Origin of the sequence: Chitinophaga parva (assembly GCF_003071345.1) — a bacterium.
Classification (GTDB): domain Bacteria; phylum Bacteroidota; class Bacteroidia; order Chitinophagales; family Chitinophagaceae; genus Chitinophaga; species Chitinophaga parva.
This window is the reverse complement of the sequence record NZ_QCYK01000002.1, coordinates 1201353-1223266: the sequence shown is the minus strand read 5'-3', so window position 1 is coordinate 1223266 and position 21914 is coordinate 1201353. Positions and strand designations below refer to the sequence as shown.

Sequence of the window (21914 nt, the reverse complement as noted above, 5' to 3'; positions counted from 1 at the left end):
ATAAAATAAGGACTACCTTGATAGGGAATATTTTTGAAAATATCGTATTCGTATACGGCTGCGGCATGCTGCTGGCCTATGCCATGCTGGCCATCCTCTCCTTCCGGGGCATACGCCGCCATCACCGGCGCAATGCCTATACGGACTATGCCAAGGTGCTCTATTCCTCCATCTCACCAGGCATTTCCGTGATAGCGCCCGCCTTCAATGAAGGCCTCACCATCATCTCCAACGTGCGTTCCCTGCTCACACTCAACTACCCCCGTTTTGAAGTGATCATTGTAAACGATGGCAGCACGGACGATACGTTGCAAAAACTCATTGATGAATTTCAGCTGGTGCAGGTAGACTTTGCCTATAACGAGCGCATTAAAACACAACCCGTGCGCCGCATCTTTAAGTCTACCAACAGTGGTTATGATAAACTGCTGGTGGTGGATAAGGTGAATGGCAAAAGCAAGGCCGATGCTTCCAATGCGGGCATTAATGCCGCCGCCTTTGATTATTTCCTTTGCACAGACGTGGACTGCATCATTGAAAAGAACACGCTGATGTACATGATCAAACCCTTTATGGACGAGGAGCACAAGAAAGCCCGCCAGGTGGGCGAACCTTGCCCGGAGTGCGGCTATGTACATGTGATAGAAGACAACGTGCGCGTGATAGCCACCGGCGCCACCCTGCGCCTGGTGAACAGTTGCGAGGTAGATGAGGGCACCATTACCCGCGTGCGCCCGCCCCGCCAGTTACTGCCCCGCTTCCAGGAAATGGAGTACATCCGCGCTTATGTGCTGGGTAAAATGGGCTGGAGCATGATCAATTGTGTGCCTAATGTATCCGGCGGCCTGGGCCTGTTTGACAAAGAAATTGCCATCAAAGCCGGTGGCTATGATCATAAATCCTTTGCGGAAGATATGGACATCATTACCCGCATGTGCACCTATATGATGGACAATGATATGAAGTATGCCATCCGCTACATTCCCACCTCCCAGTGCTGGACGGAAGGCCCACCTAACATGAAGATCTTCAGCCGCCAGCGCACCCGCTGGGGCCGCGGGCTTATACAGCTGATGAGCATTCACCGCAAGGTGATCTTCAATCCGCGCTATGGCAAACTGGGATGGGTGGTAATGCCTTATAATTTATTCTTTGAATTCCTGGCACCGGTGATCGAGTTTGCCGGTATCCTCTATTACATCTACCATGCCGTACGCGGGGAGATCAACTGGAGTTATGCGCTCATATTATTGCTGGGCGTATATCTCTATTCCGTCATGATCACTACCCTGGCCATCTGCTGGGACCAGCTTACACACCGATACTACAAGACCTGGAGTGAAGTGCTGGGGCTGGCCCTCATGGCCTTCCTGGAGCCTTTTATCTATCATCCCCTCATCGTGTTCTTTGCGCTGAGAGGTTATTATTTTTTCCTCACCGGTAAGAAAAGCAGCTGGGGCAATATGCAGCGCCAGGGCTTTGGACAAAAGAAGAAAGTGGCCACGGCCTAATCTGTATGCTGATGAAAAGATCCTGTTACATCCTATTATTTTGTTGCTGCGTGGTAACCACTGCGCAGGCACAATTGTTCAAAAAATCACAGGACCCGGACGCCCTTTACACCAGCGCCCTGGCCCAAACCCGCGCGGGGCAGTACGCAGCGGCCACCCGGCAGATCGATGAAGCCATCCGGCTGGCGCCTAAAAACACGGATTACCAGACCCTGAAGGCCAGGCTGCTCCTGCTGCAAAACCGCCCCCAGGAAGCCCTGCCCATGCTACAGCGCATCCTGGCAGCCAATCCCCGCAACCGTGATGCCTACTTCTATGCCATCAATAGTGCCACAGCCATGTCCAGGCAGGACGACGCGGTGTGCTACGTGGACGAAGCCCTGTATTATTTTCCCCGGGACCGGGAACTGGCTATTAAAAAACTGGGGGTACTGGATAATGCGCAGCAGTTTGGTAAGGCCAATGCCTACGCAGAAGAGCTGTGGGCGCGGCACCCGGACGACAGTGTGATCAACCGCGCCTACATAGACCACTACCTTTACACGGGCGGTGCCTATGCAAAAAACGGCAATCCCATTCTTTCCCGCATGGCCTACGAAAAGGTGCTGGAGGCCGAGCCCGCCAATGCAGAAGCCAGTACCGCGGTGCTGGGCCTTTACCTGAAAAATGAAGATTATGATGCAGCGCTGATCCGCGTCAATGCCGCACTGGCAACGCAGCCCAACAGCTACGAACTGCTTATGCGCAAACTGGGCATCCAGCAGGAAACCCACCGCTATGCCGATGCACTGGCCACGCTGCAAACCATCCGCAATAAATACCCGAACGATGCCAAAGCAGCGCAACTGGAAAACAGCCTGCGCCTGGAAGCAGCCGCATACTACAGCAATATTGATCCGTACATGCTTTACCTCTCCGTGCTGGAAAAAGAGCCCAATAACAGCGAGGCCCTGCAAAAAGTGATAGGCCTTACCGTGGCCAGGGGCGCATATGAAGAAGCGCTGGGCTGGATAAACCGCGGCCTTAGAACAAGATCCAACGACCCGGTGTTATTAGGGCAAAAGGTGGATATGCTGGAGCATGTGAACAAATACCCGGAAGCCGCGCAGATAGCCCGGCAACTGTGGCAACAAACCCGCAACAGCAGCTGGGCCCAGCGCACCGCGCAATTGAAAAATGCCAGCGGCCGCTATTACCTGGGCCAGCAACAATACACCCTGGCATTGCAGGAATTTGAAGACGCGCTGAGCGCCGCACCCGGCGACCGGGATGCGCTTAATAACCTCGTGAACTGCTACATCGCGTTAAAGCAAACTGACAATGCCCTGCTCACCGTGCAGAAGGCCTTGCAGCAATATCCCAATGATGAAGCATTGCTCAGCAAGGAAGCATCCATCCTCTCAGATGCCGGCCGCTATGAAGAAGCAGCACAGGTAACCCGGCAACTGCTGGCCGTCCATCCTGGCAATGCCGCCTACAGCACTACCCTGGCGGATCAGCAACTGGCGGCAGGCCGTATCCTTATGCAGGCGGAAGACTATGACCTGGCCCGCACCCAGCTGCAACAGGTGCTGGCCCAGCAACCCAATAACCTGGATGCCCTCAATTACCTCATTAACCTGGAAAGTGGCGCAGGCCGGCCAGACAGCGCATTGAACTATGCTGACCAGGCACTCACCACTTACCCGGGCGACCGGGAACTGCTGCTTAAAAAAGCGTCCATCCTGCAAACACTGCAACGCTATGATGAAGCGGCGGCCATAGAACAATCCCTCATGGAACGCTACCCTTACACGCTCAAATACCGGAACGCCTATACGGAAACACTGATGGCACGGGGGGATAGCTTCCGCCGCAGCCAGCAGCCAGACAGCGCCCTGGCCCAGTATGAAAAAGTACTGGCCTTGCGCCCAAAGGATTCCCTGGCATTGCTCTACACCGCCAATGCATGGCTCGGCAAGCAGCAGCCGGATAGTGCGCTGCCTTACATTGACCGGGGCATCCGCGCCTATCCCACCAGCATCGCCTTTTTAGAGAAACGCGCCAATGTGCTGGAAGCGCGGAAAGATTATACAGCAGCCGCACTGGCGGCAGACTCCCTGCAGCAAAGCGCACCCACCACGGACCATCGTGAGTATGCAGACTTCCTGCAAAGCAAGGGGCTCCACGACCAGTTTGGCATGTACTACCTGAACAGTACGTATGACTACAACAATGACCACTATAACGTGGCCACGCTGGAATACCGGCACTACATCAAAAAGGGCAGCTACGCTTTCCGCGTGGGCTATGCCGGGCGCCAGGAGGGTACCGGTATACAGGGTGAAGCAGAACTGTATTACAACCATTCCGCCAAGACCTATTCCTACGCGCTGCTAACCGGTTCCAACGGCCTGGCATTCCCGCAGGTAAGGGCCGCGTATTCCCTGTTCCACACCTTCCCGCACGGCTTTGAAGGCGAGATCGGGGCGCGCTACCTGCACGCAGACAGTACCAACAGTATGTCCGGCGTGGTGTCCATTGCCAAAAGCATTCATGATTTCTGGGCCAACTTCCGTACGTACCTGATCAGTGAAGACGGCAGCCTGTATACTTCTTTCAACCTTACCACACGTTATTACATGAACCGGCAGCAGGATTATATTTCCTTTGTGGCCGCCCTGGGTACCTCTCCGGACGACCGCAGCCGCCTCATTGCTTTTCCGCAACTGGTAGGCCTGCTCACCCGCAGTGTGGGCGCGGGTTTCCAGAAGACCTTCCGCTTCCGGACCACCGTTGGCGTCAACGCCATGTGGATCAACCAGAAAATCAGCGACAGCCAGTTCCAGAACCAGTACGACCTTTACTTCACCCTGCTGCGTAAATTCTAAGTGATGATGAAACCTGCCTTCCTGCTCTGCTTATTGTTACTCACCACTTCCTGCAAAAGTGCCGGTGATGAACTGGTACTCACAGACCATGGGAAAAGTAATTACCAGTTGCTGCTGCCTGCGCAACCTACCAGGGCAGCGCAAAAGGCCGCCAACATACTGCAGGATTATGTGCAACGCATCAGCGGTGTAAAGCTGCCCATTGCCACGGAAGGCCCGGCGGTAACCGGTGCCGGCATTTACATAGGCGCTACAGAGGCCGGTACCCCGGAAAAGATCCCCCCGGAAGGCTTCGTGATCCGTACGGATGCAAAGAACGTGTACATCCGCGGCGGCAGTGGCCAGGGCATCGTGTACGGCGTATATCATTTGCTGGATACTTATTTTGGCTGTAAGAAGTTTGATAACGGTACCGCCTATACGCCAAGGGAGCAACGCCTCCACCTCCGCGCTAATATGCGGGATGCGCAGCACCCGGCATTTATATACCGCCAGAGTTATTACCCCGCATCGCAGGACCCGGAATACCTCTCCTGGCATGGCTTGCAGCAGCTGGATGATCTCTGGGGCCTGTGGGGACATTCCTTCTTTAAGATGCTGCCCCCGGAGGTGTATTTCAAAGCGCACCCCGAATATTATTCACAGGTGAATGGCAAGCGCCAGCCCATGCAGCTATGCTTAAGCAACCAGGCGGTGTACGATGCGGTGGTAGCCTACCTGGACAAAGCGATTCAACACAACCCGGACGCGCTCTACTGGTCCATTGCCCCGGAAGACAATAACAACTATTGCACCTGTGATATTTGTAAAAAAGCAGATGCAGCAGAAGGCAGCCCTGCCGGGAGCCTCATCCGCTTTGTGAATAAGCTGGCGGCCCGCTTTCCCCAGCAGCGCTTTACCACGCTGGCCTATGGCTACACGGCGCAGGCGCCACACACACCGCCGGCGGATAACGTGTATATTTTTGTAAGCAGCATAGACGCCTACCGTGGCGTGCCCCTTGCCCAGGAGCCCAGCGCAGCGGCCTTCCGCAAGCATTTGCAGGACTGGAAAGCGCTGGGCAGTCACCTGTTTGTGTGGGACTATACCACCCAGTTCACCAACTACCTGGCCCCTTTCCCCGATTACGAAAACCTGCAGCCTAACCTGCAGTACTTTGCCAGCCAGGGTGTGCAGGGCGTATTCTCACAAGGCAGTGGCGATACCTATGGCGATATGGCTGCGTGGAACAGTTACCTGCAGGCCGCCCTGCTCTGGGACCCGCAGGCAGATGTAGCAACATTGAAAAGAGAATTTTTTAAAGGCTATTACGGCAAAGCAGGTGCCCTGGTAAAAGATTATGCAGATGCACTCAGCAACGCCGTGAAGGCAGGCCAGGTAAAGCTGGATATTTATGGCAGCCCGGTAAATAATGTGAATGACTACCTCTCCCCTGCAAACATGGCCCGGTATACCGCCCTGTTGGACAAAGCCGAACAGGCAGCGGGCAATGAAGCCCCTTATGCGGAGCATGTCTGGAAAACCAGGCTGGCATTGGATTACACCATGCTGCAGCAATCGTTGTTCTATGGCATACAGGAAGGAGGCTACCGGGTTGCAGACAATAATGACCATCCCGTAAAGCCGGAGTGGCAGGGCAGGATCAGCAGCTTCTACGACCGCTGCCTCCGTTTTGGTGTAAAGGAAATGGCAGAAGGCGGCCTTACACCGGAGCAATATAATAATGAATGGAAAGAGCGCATCAACACCGTGTGGATGCCTAATAAAGCACTGAATGCCCCGGTAAAAGTGGCCACGCCTTTTTCCCAGGACTACATGACCCGCGGGGCTGCCAGCCTTACAGACGGGGCCCTGGGCACTACGGACTACAGCTTTAACTGGTTGTATTTCCAGCGCCAGCATTTAGATGCCACCATTGAGCAATCCCTTACCTTCAGCAGCGTGCAAACCCAGTACCTGGAAGATGTGCGCCACTTCATTGTAAGGCCCGTAGATGCTGCGTTGCAGGTATCTGACGATGGTGTGCATTTCACTACTATTGCCACACAAAAGCTTTCGCCCATGCTGGAAGATACTGACGATGGAAAAGCGCAGATAAAAGTGTTGCAGTTTAAACTGCCCCAACCTGTAAGCACCCACTACCTCCGCCTGCAGGCCAGTTGCCCGGATGTATTGCCGGAGTGGCGCGGTTCTTCCCACGCACCCGCTATTTGTTTTGATGAAATTATTGTGGATTGATCTCCAGCCTGGTCATCTTGCTTTTCAGCGCAGCGGCCGCATGATGCACCATGGTGGTCCAGTCTTCACCGGCGTCCCCATTAGCGCCATCAGAGATATACTTGAGGCAAAGGAAGGGAATATGTTCCTGCGCGGCTATCCAGGCCAGCGGAAAGGCCTCCATATCTATGACATTGTAATCATCTGTGCTGTGGTTGGTCTCAAAACTATCACCAGTGCCGCAAATGCCCTCTGGTAGCCCCTTTGCAGCCAGCCCGTAATGCAATACCGGCGGATGCTCGGAGAAGGGCGTCTGGTATTTTTCATACCCCAGGGCCCTCACATCCATGTCCCGCTGCACAAAGCGGGTACAGCACACCACCTCTCCCCGCGAAAAAGTATGGCTGCCCGCAGAGCCCAGGTTAATAATGATGCTCGGTTTATTCTCCGCAATGCGTTTCATGAGGTGATAGGCAGCATGCACCTTGCCTACTCCTACAAACAAGGCAGGCACATGCGCAAATTCTTCAGCGGCTTCCGCAGCCAGCGCAAAAACATACAGCGGGTTGGAAAGCAGTTCGGCAGGTAGTTTGGTCATATTGAAATACAGGCAGCAGGTATTATGCAGTAAGTACATTTTTCCACCAGTAAAAAATACGTTGTACGTTGTACGTTGTACGTTGTACGTTGTACATACTACATAATACCCAACCTCCTTTTACTTTTTAGAAAACTTCGTTAAAGGTACACCTTCGTTGGTGATCTTCACAGGCTTGATAAGGCCATTCTCATCAAACTCCATTTTATCGATACAGGTTTCACGGTGGTTACCATCCGTTTCCGTGAGAGGGCGGCGGTGGTACACGATGAACCATTGGTCCTTGCCGGGGCCTTTGAGCACAGAGTGGTGGCCGGCGCCGGTGGCGATCTTAGGGTCCTGTTGCAGGATCTTGCCAATGCGCTTGAAGGGGCCCAGCGGGGAATCCGCTATGGCGTATGCCACGGAATAATCGGGGCCGGTCCAGCCGCCTTCAGACCACATAAAATAATACTTGCCGTTGCGGTAGATCATGAAAGGGCCTTCCACGTAGCCTTCCGGCGTAATGGAGCGGAAGGTGGTACCGTCTTCAAACGGGATAAAGCCGGTGAAGTCGGGCTTCAGTTGCGCAATATTGCAATGGCCCCAGCCTCCATAGATCAAGTAAAATTTGCCATCCTTATCCTGGAACACGGTCTGGTCAATGGGTTGGGCGCCGTTGTAAAATTTATCCACCAGGGGCTTGCCCAGGTAATCTTTATAGGGGCCTTCCGGCTTGTCTGCCACGGCTACGCCAATGCCGCCTTCCTGGTTATCGTTCTGGATATCATTGGCAGCAAAGAAGAAATAATATTTGCCATCCTTTTGCACAAAGGCCGGCGCCCACATGGCGCGGTGGGCCCATTTCACGGCCGCGGTATCCAGGATATCCGGGTGCCTGGTCCAATGTACCAGGTCCGGGGAGGAATAGGCATCAAAGAAAACCTGTTTCCCGTATTTGTCTGACGTGGTGGGGAATACCCAGGCCTGGCCTTTGATCATGGCTGCCTCCGGGTCTGCATACCACCCTGGGAAAATGGGATTGCCCGATGTTTTTTTGTCCGTTGTTTTTTGCGCAAACGCCGGGGCAGCGAGGGCTGCCAGCGAAGCGATCAGCATGATTTTTTTCATTAATCCTTGGTTCTGGAATAAAAGATGGCAGAAAAGTAGGAAAAAACAGGCGGAGCCGCAAGTGAAAAGCGTGCCGGCTGATTTTTTCACCAAATCACTACCTTCGCTCCTATGAAAGACTACAAAGCACATTTCATTATACCGGCCCCGCCGGAAGAAGTATACCGCGCGCTGGTAACACCAGCCACCATCCGCCTGTGGAGTGGTGAAGAAGCGGTAATGAGTGAAGAACCAGGCAGTGAGTTCTCCCTGTGGGAAGAAGCCATCGTGGGCCGCAACCTGGAGTTTGAAGAGCCGCACAAGATCGTGCAGGAATGGTACTTTGGCGACCAGGAACCCGCGTCCATCGTAACCCTGCTGCTGCACCCATCTAAAAAAGGCACAGACATTGAAGTGCGCCACACCAACATTCCTGATGAAGATTACAACGACATCATGGAAGGCTGGAAAGACGTATACATGGGTGCCCTGCGGGAATTTTATGAAGAATAGCCTGCTCCCGTCTAAGACGTCCGGGGTTAGTCCACACCCGCTGGTGACCAGCCAGGCAACATGGATGGTGAGCTTACATCCCCATCCTGCGTGGACTACATTTTTTAGGTACCTGGACTATTCCCGTAGCGTGGCAGGATGCTACTTTTGAATGATGGAAAATGTTCAATATGCCCGCACTGCGGAACAAATAGCGGCCTGCTGGCTTCCCATCCAGGCACTACGCCCCCACCTGGATGCAGCCACTTTTGTGCAGGTGATCCAGGAAATGATGGAAACCGGGTACCAGCTGATCTACATTGCCGATGCCGGCAAACCCGTGGCCATCGCCGGTTTCCGGGAAGAGCACAAACTGGTGTCCGGCAAAACCATTTACATCGATGACCTCAGTACCCTCGCATCGCACCGGGGCAGGGGCCTGGGCGGCCGGTTGCTGGACTTTATCCATACCCTCGCCAGGCAACAGGGCAAAGACGGTGTATACCTGGACAGCGGCCACCAGCGCCACGATGCGCACCGCTTATACCTGAATAAAGGCTACACCATTACGGCCCATCACTTTACCAATAAAAACCTGTAACTTTTCTGCATGCAGGTGAAGCGATCCATCAAACTCCCCCTTACGGACGCCGAAAAAAAACAGTTACGCGCCCACAAACTGAAGATACAGGACCTGTCCTCCCGTTCTGCGGAGGACATTGCCCGTTTATTACAGGTATCCACCACCCGGGCCGTTGCACTGCAGGCCCTTATTGCATTCCAGGGCATTCCTTCCCTGGGGATCAAATTCGCCCAGGACATGGTAGACATGGGCTTCCATTCCCTGCAGCAACTAAAAGACAAGACCGGGCCTGCCCTCCTGGACCAGCACGAAAAGCTGGTAGGCTACTGGACCGATCCCTGCGTGGAGGACCAGTTCTGGCTGGCCGTACACGTAGCCCGCACCGGTGACCTAAGCAAAACCTGGTGGGACTTTACCCCGGAAAGAAAGGCGTACCGCGCCAAACATGGTTATCCAGCGGACCGGCCGGGAAAGGATTGGATGGCGGCCTATGCAGAGCAGAAAAAATCTTAAAAAAAATTTAACCCCCTTGTAAGGGTATTCCCCAAAATCCCTGTCCTTTAGTTAGCATCCACCTTATGGACAAGGAACAATTCTTATCACTGGTCATGAAAGTCATGTCTGGCAACCATACGCCGGACGAGGAGTCCCTGTTGCAATCCACCTTGCGCACACATCCCGAATATGGCCCGCTCTACCAGCAAATGCAGCGCTACTGGGCCACAAAAAGCCCACAGCCATCCATACAAGTGGAAAAACGCTTACAGCAAACCTGGGATAAAATACATGCAGCCGGTGAAGAACCGGCCCGTCGCCGTGTGCCCCTGCGCAAGTGGAGCGCCATAGCCGCCTGCCTGGCCGTCACCATTGGCAGTTGCTGGTGGATGGTGACCCACTTAAAAAGTAAGCCGGTAACCACGCTGATAGAAAAGCACAACCCGAAAGGCGTGCGCTCCAGCATTGTGCTCAGTGATGGTACCATGGTGTGGCTCAATGCCGGCAGTACGCTAAAATATGCAAGCGCCTTCCCGGCCAAAGAACGCGTGGTATACCTGGATGGGGAAGCCTTTTTCAATGTAGCCCAGCAGGCCAACCGGCCTTTCCGGGTGCAAACCGCGCACGGCACGGTACACGTACTGGGCACGGCGTTTAACATCAACAGCTTCGCGGAAACCGGCACCCTGCAAACCGCCGTGGAAAGCGGCAAAGTGGCCTTCATCCCCCTGTACAGCACTGCACAGCAGCCAGACACCTTCTTCCTTACCCACCAGCAAAAAGCGGTGTTCAACATAGCAACCAATGCAGTAAAAGTTGGCATTGCCAACACACAGGAAGACAAAGCCTGGATAAACGGCACACTCATCTTCCACAGTAACAAACTCGCGGAAATAGCCACCACATTGGAACGCACGTATGGCAAACCCATACAGTTCCACAGCGAAAAAGTAAAGCAATACCGGTACACCGGGGTTTTCAACAACACAGAAGAAGACATCCTGAACATATTAAGCAAAACCAAACACTTTAATTATACGGTCTCCGACTCCCTGATCACGATCGGAGAATAGCTCAGAACAACCATCTAACTTCCATCATTTCAATTAAACAAATTACACGTTATGGATTGCACGTTGCAGCAGTCTGCCTCCTCGCGCAGACTAGTGAAACTGCTGTTTGCTGCCGCTTTACTCACCGGCGGGCTTCCGCCAGCGCTGAAAGCCGCCGTGGACAATCATCGCGCCAGCACCGCCATCGTTGGTACACGCCAGGTAAAAGACATTGACCTGGTTTGTAAAAGCAAGGAACTATCCTGGGTGATTTCCAACTTACAGCAACAAAGCGGCTTCGCTTTCGTTTACTCAGACGACGATATTGACACGCATCAGAAGTTATCGTTGAACCTCCAGCATGAAGAGTTCAGATCATCGCTCAAAACGATTTTCGCACCACTGGGCATCCGCTTTGAAATGCTCAATGACAAGGTGATCCTGCGCAAAGGGGAAACTACCACTCCCGCTGCCAGGCCTGCCAGCGCTACCCTCGTGGATGGTGAAGTACATGGGCGTATTACCGATGAAAAAGGACAGCCCATTCCCGGTGTATCCATACAGGTCAAGAACACGTCCAAAGGCACCGTAACAGATATTAACGGTTATTACAAGCTCTCCTTCACGGGCGACAATGTAGTACTGGATGTATCTTTCCTGGGCTACGACAAGCAGGAGCTTACCACTGCCGGTGGCATGCTGAACATCCAGCTGAAGGCTTCCAACACCACGCTGAATGACGTAGTGGTAGTGGGTTACGGCACACAACGCCGTGCCACGGTAACGGGCGCCATTGACCAGGTAAAAGCGCAGCAGATAGAAGGCCGCCCTGTGGCTAACACGGTACAGGCCCTGCAAGGTGCCGCGCCTAACCTCATCATCCAGCAGCCAAACGCACAGCCGGGTGCTGCCATGAACATCAACATCCGTGGCCTCAGCACCCTGGGCGACAATACGCCGCTGGTGGTGATTGACGGTATTCCCGGTGGAGACCTGAACCTGCTCAATCCTACAGATATTGATAATGTATCTGTGCTGAAAGACGCAGGCGCCGCAGCCATCTACGGTTCCCGCGCGGCAAACGGCGTGATCCTGGTGACCACTAAACGGGGCAGCAAGACCGCCAAGCCCACGGTAACTTACAACGGAATCCTGAGCATCACCCAGCCCAAGATCCTCTTCCACCCGGTGAAAGGATATGAAAACATGATGCTGCGCAATGAAGCCATCGTGAACGCAAACCCGAACCAGACGCCGATCTACAGCCCTGCTGATATTGAAGCGCAGAAAGAGCGGGGCGACGAAGAATGGATCCTGGATGCCATCCTGGAAAATGCCATGCAGCAAAACCATAACCTGAGCGTATCCGGTGGTAACGACAAAACCACTTACCTGGTATCTGCCGGCTACCTGGACCAGGCCAATAACTTCGTGGGCCCCAACTATGGTCTCAAGCGCTACAACTACCGCATGAACCTGACCACAGAAATAGGCCGCTTCAAATTTACCAGCCTGTTGTCTTACACACATGCAGACCTGAAAGACCAATCATACGATGCAGGCTTTCTCATGGCGGATGCAGAGCGTACGCCTACTTACTATGCGCTGAAAGATTCCCTGGGCCGCTATCTCACGAACGATGTGCTCACCGAATTCAACCCGCTGGGCATCCTGGAAAAAGGCGGGTCTGTAAAGAACGATAACGACAACCTGTTTGGCAGCTTCACCGGCGAGCTGGCGGTGACCAAAGACCTGAAACTGCGCGGCGTACTGGGTGGTACGCTCAATGCCAACCACCGTTTTGGCCGCGTGCAGGAAGTGGACTTTTTCCCGAAGGGCACTTATGGGCAAGACCGCACCACCGATGATTATAACGAGAAGAACCTGTTCATCAACACCCAACTGCTGGCAGAATATACCAAGACCCTGGGCAAGCATAACATCTACTTCCTGGGCGGCTTTACCAACGAGTCATTCACCAAGCGTGGCAACGAGGTAAAACTGAAATACACCGACCCTGACCTGGGTGTACCCACCACTGGTACTATTGTAGATCCGGGATCTACCAATACCAACCAGAACACCACGGAGACCAGCCTCAATTCCTTTATTGGCCGCGGTTCCTGGTCGTATGAAGACCGTTACTTTGCAGAAGTGGACTTCCGTGCGGATGAATCTTCCAAGTTTGCACAGGGCCACCGCTGGGGCTATTTCCCCTCCATTTCAGGTGGCTGGCGCATCAGCAATGAAAAGTTCTTTGCACCATTTACCAACACAGTGAATGAGCTGAAACTGCGCGCCTCTTATGGTGTGCTGGGTAACCAGAACATTTCACCTTACCAGTACCTCACTACGTACACGGTGTATAACAACTCCTACGGTTTCAATAACGTGCCCGTATCCGGTACCGGTTTCACCCTCTCTAACCCGGACGTAACCTGGGAAAAGGCCACCACACTGGATGGCGGCGTGGACCTGGGATTGTTTGAGAACAAGGTGACTGCCTCTTTCGACTACTTCACAAAACTGACCAGCAACATCCTGCTGGTACCGCCTACCCCCGGCGCTTATGGTGGTGCCGTGCCTTTCTTCAACCTGGGCAAGGTGCGCAACCAGGGCTGGGAATTCAGCATCCACTACCGCACCGGCCACACCGTGCGCCAGGAATTTGGCTTCAACATTGCCGATTCGCATAATGAAGTGACCTATCTCGATGGTCAACAATACATCAGCAGCGGGGATGAAATGCAGGTGATCCTCAAGGAAGGCCTGCCCTACAACTCTTACATTGGCCTGAAACGGGACGGTTACTTCCAGAACCTGGATGATATCCAGAAAGCGGCCAAGCCCGCAGGCCTGGACGTGGGCCCCGGCGATATCAAGTTCAAGGACAAGAACCACGATGGCGTGATCGATGACAACGACCGTTATGTGCTGGGCAATCCCTTCCCCCGCTACACGTTTGGGTTTAACTACAATGTGTCTTACAAAGGTTTTGATCTTGGTTTGCTGATCCAGGGCGTGGGCAAACGTGCCATGTTCATCCGCGGCGAGCTGGTAGAACCTTTCCATTACAACTACTCACAGGTTATTTATGAACACCAGCTGGACTACTGGCGCCCGGACAATCCAAACGCCCGTTATCCGCGCCTGGCGGCCAATGGCAGTGCGTCTAACACGAACAATTTCCGCCGCGGCTCCGACCTCTATATTTTCAATGGCGCTTATGGCCGTCTCAAAAATGTGCAGCTGGGCTATACCCTGCCGGCACGCACGGTACAGCACATTGGCATGAAGAAACTGCGCTTTTACCTCACCGGCCAGAACCTGCTCACCATTGCAGGGGTGAAGTTCATCGACCCGGAATCTACCGAGTTTAAAAACGGCACCGGCGCCGGCAACCAGCAGAATAACCTGTCTGTGACCGCAGGCGGCAACAGCGGCCGTGCTTATCCCACGCCGGTTTACTATGGTTTTGGTATAGACGCCACTTTCTAAAAACTGAAACATGAAAAAGTTACATCGCTTATTATACAGTGCGGGACTGCTGGCCATCAGCCTCAGTGCCTGCAAAAAGATGGACCTGGCCCCCACGGACCGCTTTACCGATCTCAATTACTGGACCTCCACCACCAAGGCATCGGAGGTGCTCAATATGGCGTATTCACAAATGATGAACAACGACCGTTTCTTTTACAATGAAGGCCTCTCTGACAATGCTTACGTGGGCCGTGGTGATAACCAGGGCGCCCTCTCCATTTCCAACGGCACCTACGACCCTTCCTTGAGCCGCCTGAAATCTGAATGGGACGACCGCTATGCCGGCATCAAAACGGCAAATGTATTCCTGGAAAACGTGGACCGCGTGCCGGACATGGATGAAACCCTGCGTACCCGCATGAAGGCGGAAGCCCGCTTCCTGCGTGCCTTCCAGTACTTCCAGTTGTACACCTGGTTTGGTGATATCCCCTTCTTTACCAGTGACATCAGCATTGCCGAATCCCGCACCATTGCGCGCACACCGCGTGCCACCGTGGTAGACTTTGTGCTGAAGGAAATGGACGCAATAGCGGCCGTGCTGCCCAACAAGCAGCAATATGACGCAGCCGATGCAGGCCGCATTACCAGCGGCGCCGCCATTGCCCTGAAGGCACGGGTGCTGCTCTATGAAAACCGCTATCCGGAAGTAGCCGATGCATGCGAAAAACTGATGGGTGGCAACTACGGCCATTACGACCTGTTCGCTAATTACGAAGGTGTTTTCCTGCCCCAGAATGAGAACAATATTGAAGACATGCTGGACATCCAGTACGTGCCGGAAGTACGCGCTTACAGCAACTACTTTGACCTGGCACCGCTTTCCGTAGGCGCGCGCGATAATGCCATGGCACCCCTCCAGGAACTGGTGGATGACTACGTGATGCTGAACGGCAAAGGCATCAAGGAAAGCGGCTCCGGTTATGATGAAAGCCATCCTTACCAGAACCGCGACCCGCGCATGGGCACTACCATTGTGTACGACGGCTATGCCTGGAAAAAACCGGATGGCACCACACAGACCATTTACATCAAGCCTGGTTCTGATCCTGACCAGAGCAAAAAGCTGGATGAATACGGTCCGGGCCGTGTAAGTTCTCCCACCGGCTATTACATGCGCAAATACTATGATCCGCAGGGCGGCAATAACTTTCTCTCCGGCCTGAACCTCATCCTCATCCGCTGGGCAGACGTGCTGCTCATGTATGCAGAGGCCAAGAATGAACAGGGGCAGATGACCCAGGAGATCTGGAACAATACCATTGGCAAACTGCGCACCCGCGCAGGTTTCACTGATGCTGCCGCCATTAACTACAATGCTGCCTGGACACAGGCGGACCTGCAAAGCATCATCCGTCGCGAACGCCGCTGCGAACTGGCGATGGAAGGGCTCCGCATTTTTGACATCCGCCGCTGGAAAACGGCAGAGAAAGTGCTCAACGGCTGGGCACATGGCGCCCGCTTTGGCGACGCCGGGATTGACAACGGTTACATCCGCGTAGCGCAACGCACCTTCGATGCCAAGAAACACTACCGCTGGCCTGTGCCCCGCGACGAACGCGCTTTGGATCCCAACCTTGGTCAGAACGCTAACTGGTAATTCATTTTTCACGTTAAAAAAATCATCATGTCCATAAAATATATCTCCCGGTATTTTCTCACCGCAGCTGCCGCCCTGCTGGCTTTTACCAGCTGCAAAAAAGATAAGGAAGTAAGCACCGTGGTGACCCCGGTCGATAATTTCTTTGCGCCCCAGGATAGCCAGTACATTAAACTGCAACCTACAACTGCTGCCACCGTAACGTTTGAATGGGCGCAGTCCCTGGCGGCTGATGGTGGGCTGGTGCAGTATGAGCTGCTGTTTGACAAAGATGGTGGCGACTTCTCCCACCCGGTGTACGAGATTGCTTCTGATAACAATGGCCTGTACAACAAGGCTACCCTTTCCCACAAAGACCTGAACAAAATTGCCGCCCTGGCAGGCATCCAGTCACTGGGTGTAGGTAAGCTGCACTGGGCCGTGCTGGCCACCAAAGGCGTGAACGGCCAGCGGTCCAAGATCTCACGCACATTGATCGTGGAAAGACCTGCCGGCTTTGCAGACATCCCCACCGATGTATACATTACCGGCAGCGCCACAGAAGCTGGTGACGACCTGAGTAAAGCCATCCGCATGAAAGCCCTGGCTACCGGTGGCGAATTTGAGATCTATACTTCCCTGAAGCCCGGCACTTACCACTTTGTAGACAAGACCACCGGCACGCCAAACACTTATGCCATCCAGGGCGGCCAGATCTCTTCTGCCAACCAGATCACCGTGGGTGGTACGGATACCAAAGTATACCGCATTAAACTGGACTTCAACAACGCGGCGGCTACCGTTACGGAGATCAAGTCACTGGGCCTGTGGTACGCGGTAGACAACAATGTACGCTTCCCCCTCACCTACGCCGGCAACGGTACCTGGAAACTGGTGAACACTGAAATTGATTTTGTGCAGCAATCCTACGGTGGTGAAGAGCGCTACAAATTCCGCCTCAGCGTGAACGATGGTACCAACGATAGCTTTGAATGGTTTGGCAGTGCCAACTCCGATAACCAGCGCCCCACGGATAGTTCACCGGCTGCCTACTGGTACATGTTCCCCATCAGCGGAAACGACCAGTGGAACTATTGCTTCAAATTCAATGGCAATGTTGACAAGCAGAAGTGTGATATCAACGTGTACTTCTCTCCTGACAAGGCAAACTATACGCACGAGGTGATCATTAACAAGTAATGGTAAAAACCAAGCAGATTATGAAACGCATTTATATCCTGGCCATGGCAGCCGCAGGCTTGTTCCTGCAGTCGTGCGAGAAGAACTACGACAACGTAGACCTGGGCGACGGCAGCACCACCACCAAATATGCGATCAACTGGAACGCTGCTGCAGACAGCAGTTCCAGCTGGTTGATCAACAACTTTTATAATGCCAGCGGCGCGTATTTTAATAATACCAATACCAGCGACATCACGTTCAACTACTGGCCACAGGCCCACGCGCTGGATGTGCTGGTGGATGCCTACACCCGCAGCGACAGTGCCTTTTACCTCACCTATATCCAGCAATGGTATGATGGGGTGAAAGCCCAGAACGGGGGCAGCTTTTTGAATAATTTCTATGATGACATGGAATGGAACGCACTGGCCACGCTGCGCGCCTACAACGCCACCAACGACACCCGTTACAAAGATGCGGTGAACACCATCTGGACCGATGTAAAGAACGGGTGGAATGAAACCATGGGCGGCGGCATTGCCTGGCGCAAATCACAGACCTACTACAAGAATACCCCGGCCAATATGCCGGCCTGCATCCTGGCTTCCCGCCTGTACATACAGTTCCATAACGCAGATGACCTGGCCTGGGCCAGGAAGATCTTTGCCTGGGAAAAATCCAAACTGTACGATCCGGGGTCCGGCCAGGTATACGATGGCATCAATGGCGACAATGATGGCAAGACCAACACTTCCTGGATCTTTACTTACAACCAGGGCACCTTTATTGGCGCGGCACTGGAGCTTTACAATGCCACCCAGGAAGCAGGCTACCTGGATGACGCCGTGAAGGCGGCAGACTACGTTCTGAACAGCAAACTCACTACCGGCGACCGCCTGCTGGCAGACGAAGGTACCGGCGACGGAGGCCTGTTCAAAGGCGTACTGGTACGCTATATGACGCAGCTGATCCTCAACAAGGCTACGCCGGATGATAAGCGCAAGCAGTATATCACCCTGCTGAAAAACAATGCGGAAACCCTCTGGTATACCGGCGCCAATAAGACTGCCGGCCTGTATGCCAGCTACTGGAAAACGCCGGCCGGCTCCCAGACAGACCTCACCACGGAGCTGAGTGGTTGCATGCTAGTGGAAGCCGCCGCCCTCCTGCAAAAAAACAAATTGCTGTAGCACACTATATGAACAAGACAAACGCCTGGCTCCTGCTTGTGGTATTGCTGGTGAGCCTGGGCATGAAAACGGAAATCACTTATGCACAGGAAAACGCGCCTGCAGGGAACTACCTGCAGGCTTTCCTGTCCCTGAAAACCGCTGTACACCAGCATTACCTGGACTCCGCATCGGGCCTTTACCACCCCGATCCTGGCGAAAAACACCGGAAATATTCCTACCTCTGGCCACTCTGTGCCTTGTTCCAGGCAGCCAACGAGGAAGAAAAGGTCCGCCCCGGCGAAAGTTACCTGCAGCCTGTGTGGAAAGCCATCCGGCATTATTACGACAGCACCGGGCCTGCACCGGCGTATGCCTCTTACCCGCCTGCGGAAGGCGGTGGGTCCCGCTTTTACGACGACAACCAGTGGATAGGCATTACCCTGCTCAACGCCTATCCGCGTGGCCATGAGCCCGCAATGCTCAACGCCGCAGAAGGCATTTACCGCTTCATGATGACGGGATACGATACCACGCTGGGCGGAGGGCTGTATTGGGAAGAGGATAAAAAGCATTCCAAGAACACGTGCTCCAACGGGCCGGGCATCCTGGTAGCGCTGCAGCTGTACCAGGTAACCAAACACCCGGCTTACCTGGATACCGCGCTGCTGCTGTATAACTGGGTGAATGAAAAGCTACGCTCCCCGCAGGGATTGTATTTTGATAATATCCGGCTGAATGGGCATGTGGGCGGACCGCAATTCTCTTACAATAGCGGCACTATGATGGAAGCGGCAGTGTATCTCTACGAGATCACCCGCAACCGGCAGTACCTGGACCAGGCGAGGGTCATTGCAGATGCAGCGCTGGAGCGGTTTTACGCCGGCGGAAATTTCCGGGACGCTCTCTGGTTCAACGCCGTGCAGCTGCGCGCCTTCCAGCATTTCCTGCGCTATGATCATAACATTAAGTATGTAAAAGCGTTTGAAAACTGTACATTGCAAGCGCTGAAACGCATGACAATGCCAAATGGGCTGATGGGCCTTGACAACAAGCCCGTGTCCCTGGTAGACCAGGCGGGGATGATGGAGATCCTTGCCCGGCTGGCCTGGATGCAAGCACGGAAACTGATCTGATAAACAAAAAAACTTGTACTGAAACCGATGGAAAGAAGACAATTTATGCAGCAGGCCATGATGGCCGGCGCCGCACTTACCTTATCGTCCATTACCAGGGGTGTCCTCGGCGCCCCGCTGGTGGCGGATTTCCCGGTAGTCCGCATTCCCGAAAGCCAACGTAAATTCAAGAGTAAAGCGGTAGAAGCACTCATCACCAAAATCCAGAAAGACATTTCCAACAAGGAACTGGCCTGGATGTTTGGCAACTGCTTCCCCAATACCCTGGACACTACCGTAGACTTCAACATGGTGGACGGCAAGCCTGATACCTACGTGATCACCGGCGACATTGACGCCATGTGGCTGCGCGATTCCTCCGCCCAGGTATGGCCTTACCTGCGCCTGGTGAAGGAAGACAAAAACCTGCAGCAGCTTATTGCCGGCGTGATCCACCGCCAGGCAAAGAACATCCTGCTGGACCCTTATGCCAATGCATTCTACAAAGACGCCTCCAAAGAAAGCGAATGGGTAAAGTCCGACCGGACAGACATGAAGCCCGGCATCCATGAGCGCAAATGGGAAATAGACAGCCTGTGCTATCCCATCCGCCTCTCCCACGGCTACTGGAAAGAAACCGGTGATGCAACACCATTTGATGCCCAGTGGGTGGAAGCGATGCAAACAGTGATCAACACCTTCATAACGCAACAGCGTTTCCACGGCAAGGGGCCGTATAGCTTCCAGCGCGAAACCGCTTTTGCCACCGATACACAGCCCATGGGTGGTTATGGCTATCCCGTAAAACCCAATGGTCTTATCTGCTCCATGTTCCGTCCCAGTGATGATTGTACCATCTATGCTTACCTGATCCCGTCTAACTTCTTTGCGGTAGAGTCCCTGCTGCAACTGGAAGAAATGGGTAGGGCCATTCCCGCGCTGAGTGCCCTGGTGGCTCCTGCCGGCAAGCTGGCCGCCCAGGTAAAGAAAGCCCTGGACGAACATGCCAAAGTACAGCATGGCACCCTGGGCAAGATCTATGCATTTGAAGTGAACGGCTTTGGCAGCTACAACCTGATGGATGATGCCAACATTCCTTCCCTGCTGTCCATGCCTTACCTGAACGCGGTGAGTGTGGATGATCCCACTTACCAGGCCACCCGCAAATTTGTACTCTCTGCAGACAATCCCTTCTTCTTCAAAGGCACTGCGGCGGAGGGTGTAGGCGGCCCGCACATAGGCCTGGATATGATCTGGCCCATGAGCATCGTGATGCGTGGTCTCACCAGCAATGACGACAAGGAGATCAAATGGTGCCTGGACACGCTGCAGAAAACGCATGCGGATACAGGCTTCATGCATGAATCTTTCCATAAGGACGATCCCAAGCACTTCACCCGTTCCTGGTTTGCCTGGTCCAACACAATTTTTGGAGAATTTGTATGGAAAGTATACCGTGAGCGCCCGCATTTACTGAAGGCGTAACCGCGTGTGTGTGTTATAAATGAAAACGCTTTATGCAAGGGGCTTTGAGACCGGTGCATAAAGCGTTTTTTTATGGGTAGCAGTGCGTATCATTATTTTTTCCGTTCACTGCTTATTAAACATTTGAGACTTTGCAGCCACCTGGCTTTACAGCTACTGTAATCTTCGTCCAAATGTTAATGCCTTTCAATTACATAGAGGCCCCTCATGTAGATGTTATGGCAATACGGGCAATAAGATGTTAATGCATCGTAAAAATGTAACAGGTTTACAATCAATCACTTCCCCGCCAAACTTCGCTCCCCTTCCTCCAGCGCAGCCCGGATCTTACGGGTGGCCCGGTACAGCTGGGTTTCCACCGTTTTTATACTGATATCCAGTATATCCGCCACTTCCCGGTACTTCAGCCCTCCTTCCTTCACCATTTTAAAGACCAGCTGGCACTGTTCCGGCAGCGAGGCCACCGCCATGTCTATACGGTGAAATAACTCTTTCCATTCCAGCTCCTTCCCGGGATCGTGCAGGTTTTGCAACACGCCTTCGTCCAGGTTTTCCAGTTGCACATGCAGGGAGGAGAACTGCTCCCGGTGGTTAAAGCAGCGGTGCTTTACCGCCACGTACAGGTACACCGGCAGGTTTTGGATGCCCGGCAGGGTATCCCGTTTCAGCCAAAGGTTACTAAATACATCGGAAACAATTTCCTCGGCCACTTCCGAGGAGGCTACAAACTGCACGGCAAAATGCACCAGGCGCACATACAGGCAGCGGAACAACTGGTCAAAAGACCGCTGGTTGCCGCCGGCAATCTCCTGCTGCCAGGCTAAGATCTGTTCCTTTTCATTCACAGGCATTTCAAAACGTGGTAATTCTTGCTAAAATACAATAATTCCCCATTTATCCATCCCCGGAACCCCGGAAATAAATCGTTTTTGCAGACACG

Annotated in this window: 16 protein-coding genes; 13 read left to right on the top strand and 3 right to left on the bottom strand. The window is 53.6% G+C overall.

Annotation, left to right across the window (positions count from 1 at the left end; all coding sequences use genetic code 11):
* The first annotated feature begins 17 nt into the window (after positions 1-17).
* From DCC81_RS15350 to DCC81_RS15340, 3 genes are read left to right on the top strand one after another with little or no spacing between them, the layout of a single operon-like run.
* Positions 18-1511 (top strand): glycosyltransferase family 2 protein, encoded by a 1494-nt coding sequence (locus tag DCC81_RS15350; RefSeq protein WP_240613000.1) that lies wholly within the window; start codon positions 18-20, stop codon positions 1509-1511.
* A gap of 11 nt (positions 1512-1522) precedes the next feature.
* Complete coding sequence (locus tag DCC81_RS15345) at positions 1523-4381, top strand: tetratricopeptide repeat protein (protein ID WP_165806603.1); 2859 nt, start codon at positions 1523-1525, stop codon at positions 4379-4381.
* A 3-nt stretch (positions 4382-4384) separates the two neighbouring features.
* Positions 4385-6619, top strand: a complete 2235-nt coding sequence (locus DCC81_RS15340) for a DUF4838 domain-containing protein (protein WP_108687481.1) — start codon at positions 4385-4387, stop codon at positions 6617-6619.
* Here the strand turns inward: DCC81_RS15340 and DCC81_RS15335 are convergent.
* Positions 6606-7235: a 5'-methylthioadenosine/S-adenosylhomocysteine nucleosidase family protein gene (locus tag DCC81_RS15335; protein WP_205686345.1), complete on the bottom strand. Its 630-nt coding sequence runs from the start codon at positions 7233-7235 to the stop codon at positions 6606-6608. The two genes, DCC81_RS15340 and DCC81_RS15335, sit on opposite strands and share 14 nt — an antisense overlap.
* Positions 7236-7316: 81 nt before the next feature.
* On the bottom strand, positions 7317-8306 hold the full coding sequence (locus DCC81_RS15330) for a glycoside hydrolase family 43 protein (protein WP_108687480.1): 990 nt from the start codon (positions 8304-8306) through the stop codon (positions 7317-7319).
* 111 nt (positions 8307-8417) lie between these two features.
* Between DCC81_RS15330 and DCC81_RS15325 the strand changes: the two genes are divergently transcribed.
* The 10 genes from DCC81_RS15325 to DCC81_RS15280 all read left to right on the top strand — a co-directional run bounded on the left by DCC81_RS15325 (position 8418) and on the right by DCC81_RS15280 (position 20974).
* Positions 8418-8798, top strand: coding sequence for an SRPBCC domain-containing protein (locus DCC81_RS15325; protein ID WP_108687479.1), 381 nt, complete (start codon positions 8418-8420; stop codon positions 8796-8798).
* Between the two features lie 154 nt (positions 8799-8952).
* Positions 8953-9378, top strand: coding sequence for a GNAT family N-acetyltransferase (locus DCC81_RS15320; RefSeq protein ID WP_108688264.1), 426 nt, complete (start codon positions 8953-8955; stop codon positions 9376-9378).
* Between the two features lie 9 nt (positions 9379-9387).
* Positions 9388-9873: a helix-hairpin-helix domain-containing protein gene (locus DCC81_RS15315; RefSeq protein ID WP_108687478.1), complete on the top strand. Its 486-nt coding sequence runs from the start codon at positions 9388-9390 to the stop codon at positions 9871-9873.
* Positions 9874-9938: 65 nt separating this feature from the next.
* Complete coding sequence (locus DCC81_RS15310; protein WP_108687477.1) at positions 9939-10928, top strand: FecR family protein; 990 nt, start codon at positions 9939-9941, stop codon at positions 10926-10928.
* A gap of 51 nt (positions 10929-10979) precedes the next feature.
* Positions 10980-14405 (top strand): TonB-dependent receptor, encoded by a 3426-nt coding sequence (locus DCC81_RS15305; RefSeq protein ID WP_108687476.1) that lies wholly within the window; start codon positions 10980-10982, stop codon positions 14403-14405.
* Positions 14406-14415: 10 nt separating this feature from the next.
* Positions 14416-16044: a RagB/SusD family nutrient uptake outer membrane protein gene (locus tag DCC81_RS15300; protein ID WP_108687475.1), complete on the top strand. Its 1629-nt coding sequence runs from the start codon at positions 14416-14418 to the stop codon at positions 16042-16044.
* A gap of 27 nt (positions 16045-16071) precedes the next feature.
* On the top strand, positions 16072-17223 hold the full coding sequence (locus DCC81_RS15295; RefSeq protein WP_108687474.1) for a SusE domain-containing protein: 1152 nt from the start codon (positions 16072-16074) through the stop codon (positions 17221-17223).
* 20 nt (positions 17224-17243) lie between these two features.
* Positions 17244-18395: a glycoside hydrolase family 76 protein gene (locus tag DCC81_RS15290; protein ID WP_165806602.1), complete on the top strand. Its 1152-nt coding sequence runs from the start codon at positions 17244-17246 to the stop codon at positions 18393-18395.
* A gap of 8 nt (positions 18396-18403) precedes the next feature.
* Positions 18404-19510, top strand: coding sequence for a glycoside hydrolase family 76 protein (locus DCC81_RS15285; protein WP_108687472.1), 1107 nt, complete (start codon positions 18404-18406; stop codon positions 19508-19510).
* Positions 19511-19537: 27 nt separating this feature from the next.
* Positions 19538-20974, top strand: coding sequence for a glycoside hydrolase family 125 protein (locus DCC81_RS15280; RefSeq protein ID WP_108687471.1), 1437 nt, complete (start codon positions 19538-19540; stop codon positions 20972-20974).
* 278 nt (positions 20975-21252) lie between these two features.
* Here DCC81_RS15280 and DCC81_RS15275 read toward each other — a convergent pair whose 3' ends face one another.
* Complete coding sequence (locus DCC81_RS15275; protein ID WP_108687470.1) at positions 21253-21825, bottom strand: RNA polymerase sigma-70 factor; 573 nt, start codon at positions 21823-21825, stop codon at positions 21253-21255.
* Positions 21826-21914: the final 89 nt, after the last annotated feature.

What these genes read in the sequence shown, in the direction of transcription:
- DCC81_RS15320 (WP_108688264.1), top strand. Translation starts at nt 8,953, where the DNA reads ATGGAAAATGTTCAATATGCCCGCACTGCGGAACAAATAGCGGCCTGC.
- DCC81_RS15340 (WP_108687481.1), top strand. Translation starts at nt 4,385, where the DNA reads ATGATGAAACCTGCCTTCCTGCTCTGCTTATTGTTACTCACCACTTCC.
- DCC81_RS15310 (WP_108687477.1), top strand. Translation starts at nt 9,939, where the DNA reads ATGGACAAGGAACAATTCTTATCACTGGTCATGAAAGTCATGTCTGGC.
- DCC81_RS15330 (WP_108687480.1), bottom strand. Translation starts at nt 8,306, where the DNA reads ATGAAAAAAATCATGCTGATCGCTTCGCTGGCAGCCCTCGCTGCCCCG.
- DCC81_RS15300 (WP_108687475.1), top strand. Translation starts at nt 14,416, where the DNA reads ATGAAAAAGTTACATCGCTTATTATACAGTGCGGGACTGCTGGCCATC.
- DCC81_RS15285 (WP_108687472.1), top strand. Translation starts at nt 18,404, where the DNA reads ATGAACAAGACAAACGCCTGGCTCCTGCTTGTGGTATTGCTGGTGAGC.
- DCC81_RS15290 (WP_165806602.1), top strand. Translation starts at nt 17,244, where the DNA reads ATGAAACGCATTTATATCCTGGCCATGGCAGCCGCAGGCTTGTTCCTG.
- DCC81_RS15305 (WP_108687476.1), top strand. Translation starts at nt 10,980, where the DNA reads ATGGATTGCACGTTGCAGCAGTCTGCCTCCTCGCGCAGACTAGTGAAA.
- DCC81_RS15335 (WP_205686345.1), bottom strand. Translation starts at nt 7,235, where the DNA reads ATGTACTTACTGCATAATACCTGCTGCCTGTATTTCAATATGACCAAA.
- DCC81_RS15275 (WP_108687470.1), bottom strand. Translation starts at nt 21,825, where the DNA reads ATGCCTGTGAATGAAAAGGAACAGATCTTAGCCTGGCAGCAGGAGATT.
- DCC81_RS15295 (WP_108687474.1), top strand. Translation starts at nt 16,072, where the DNA reads ATGTCCATAAAATATATCTCCCGGTATTTTCTCACCGCAGCTGCCGCC.
- DCC81_RS15280 (WP_108687471.1), top strand. Translation starts at nt 19,538, where the DNA reads ATGGAAAGAAGACAATTTATGCAGCAGGCCATGATGGCCGGCGCCGCA.
- DCC81_RS15325 (WP_108687479.1), top strand. Translation starts at nt 8,418, where the DNA reads ATGAAAGACTACAAAGCACATTTCATTATACCGGCCCCGCCGGAAGAA.
- DCC81_RS15315 (WP_108687478.1), top strand. Translation starts at nt 9,388, where the DNA reads ATGCAGGTGAAGCGATCCATCAAACTCCCCCTTACGGACGCCGAAAAA.
- DCC81_RS15345 (WP_165806603.1), top strand. Translation starts at nt 1,523, where the DNA reads ATGAAAAGATCCTGTTACATCCTATTATTTTGTTGCTGCGTGGTAACC.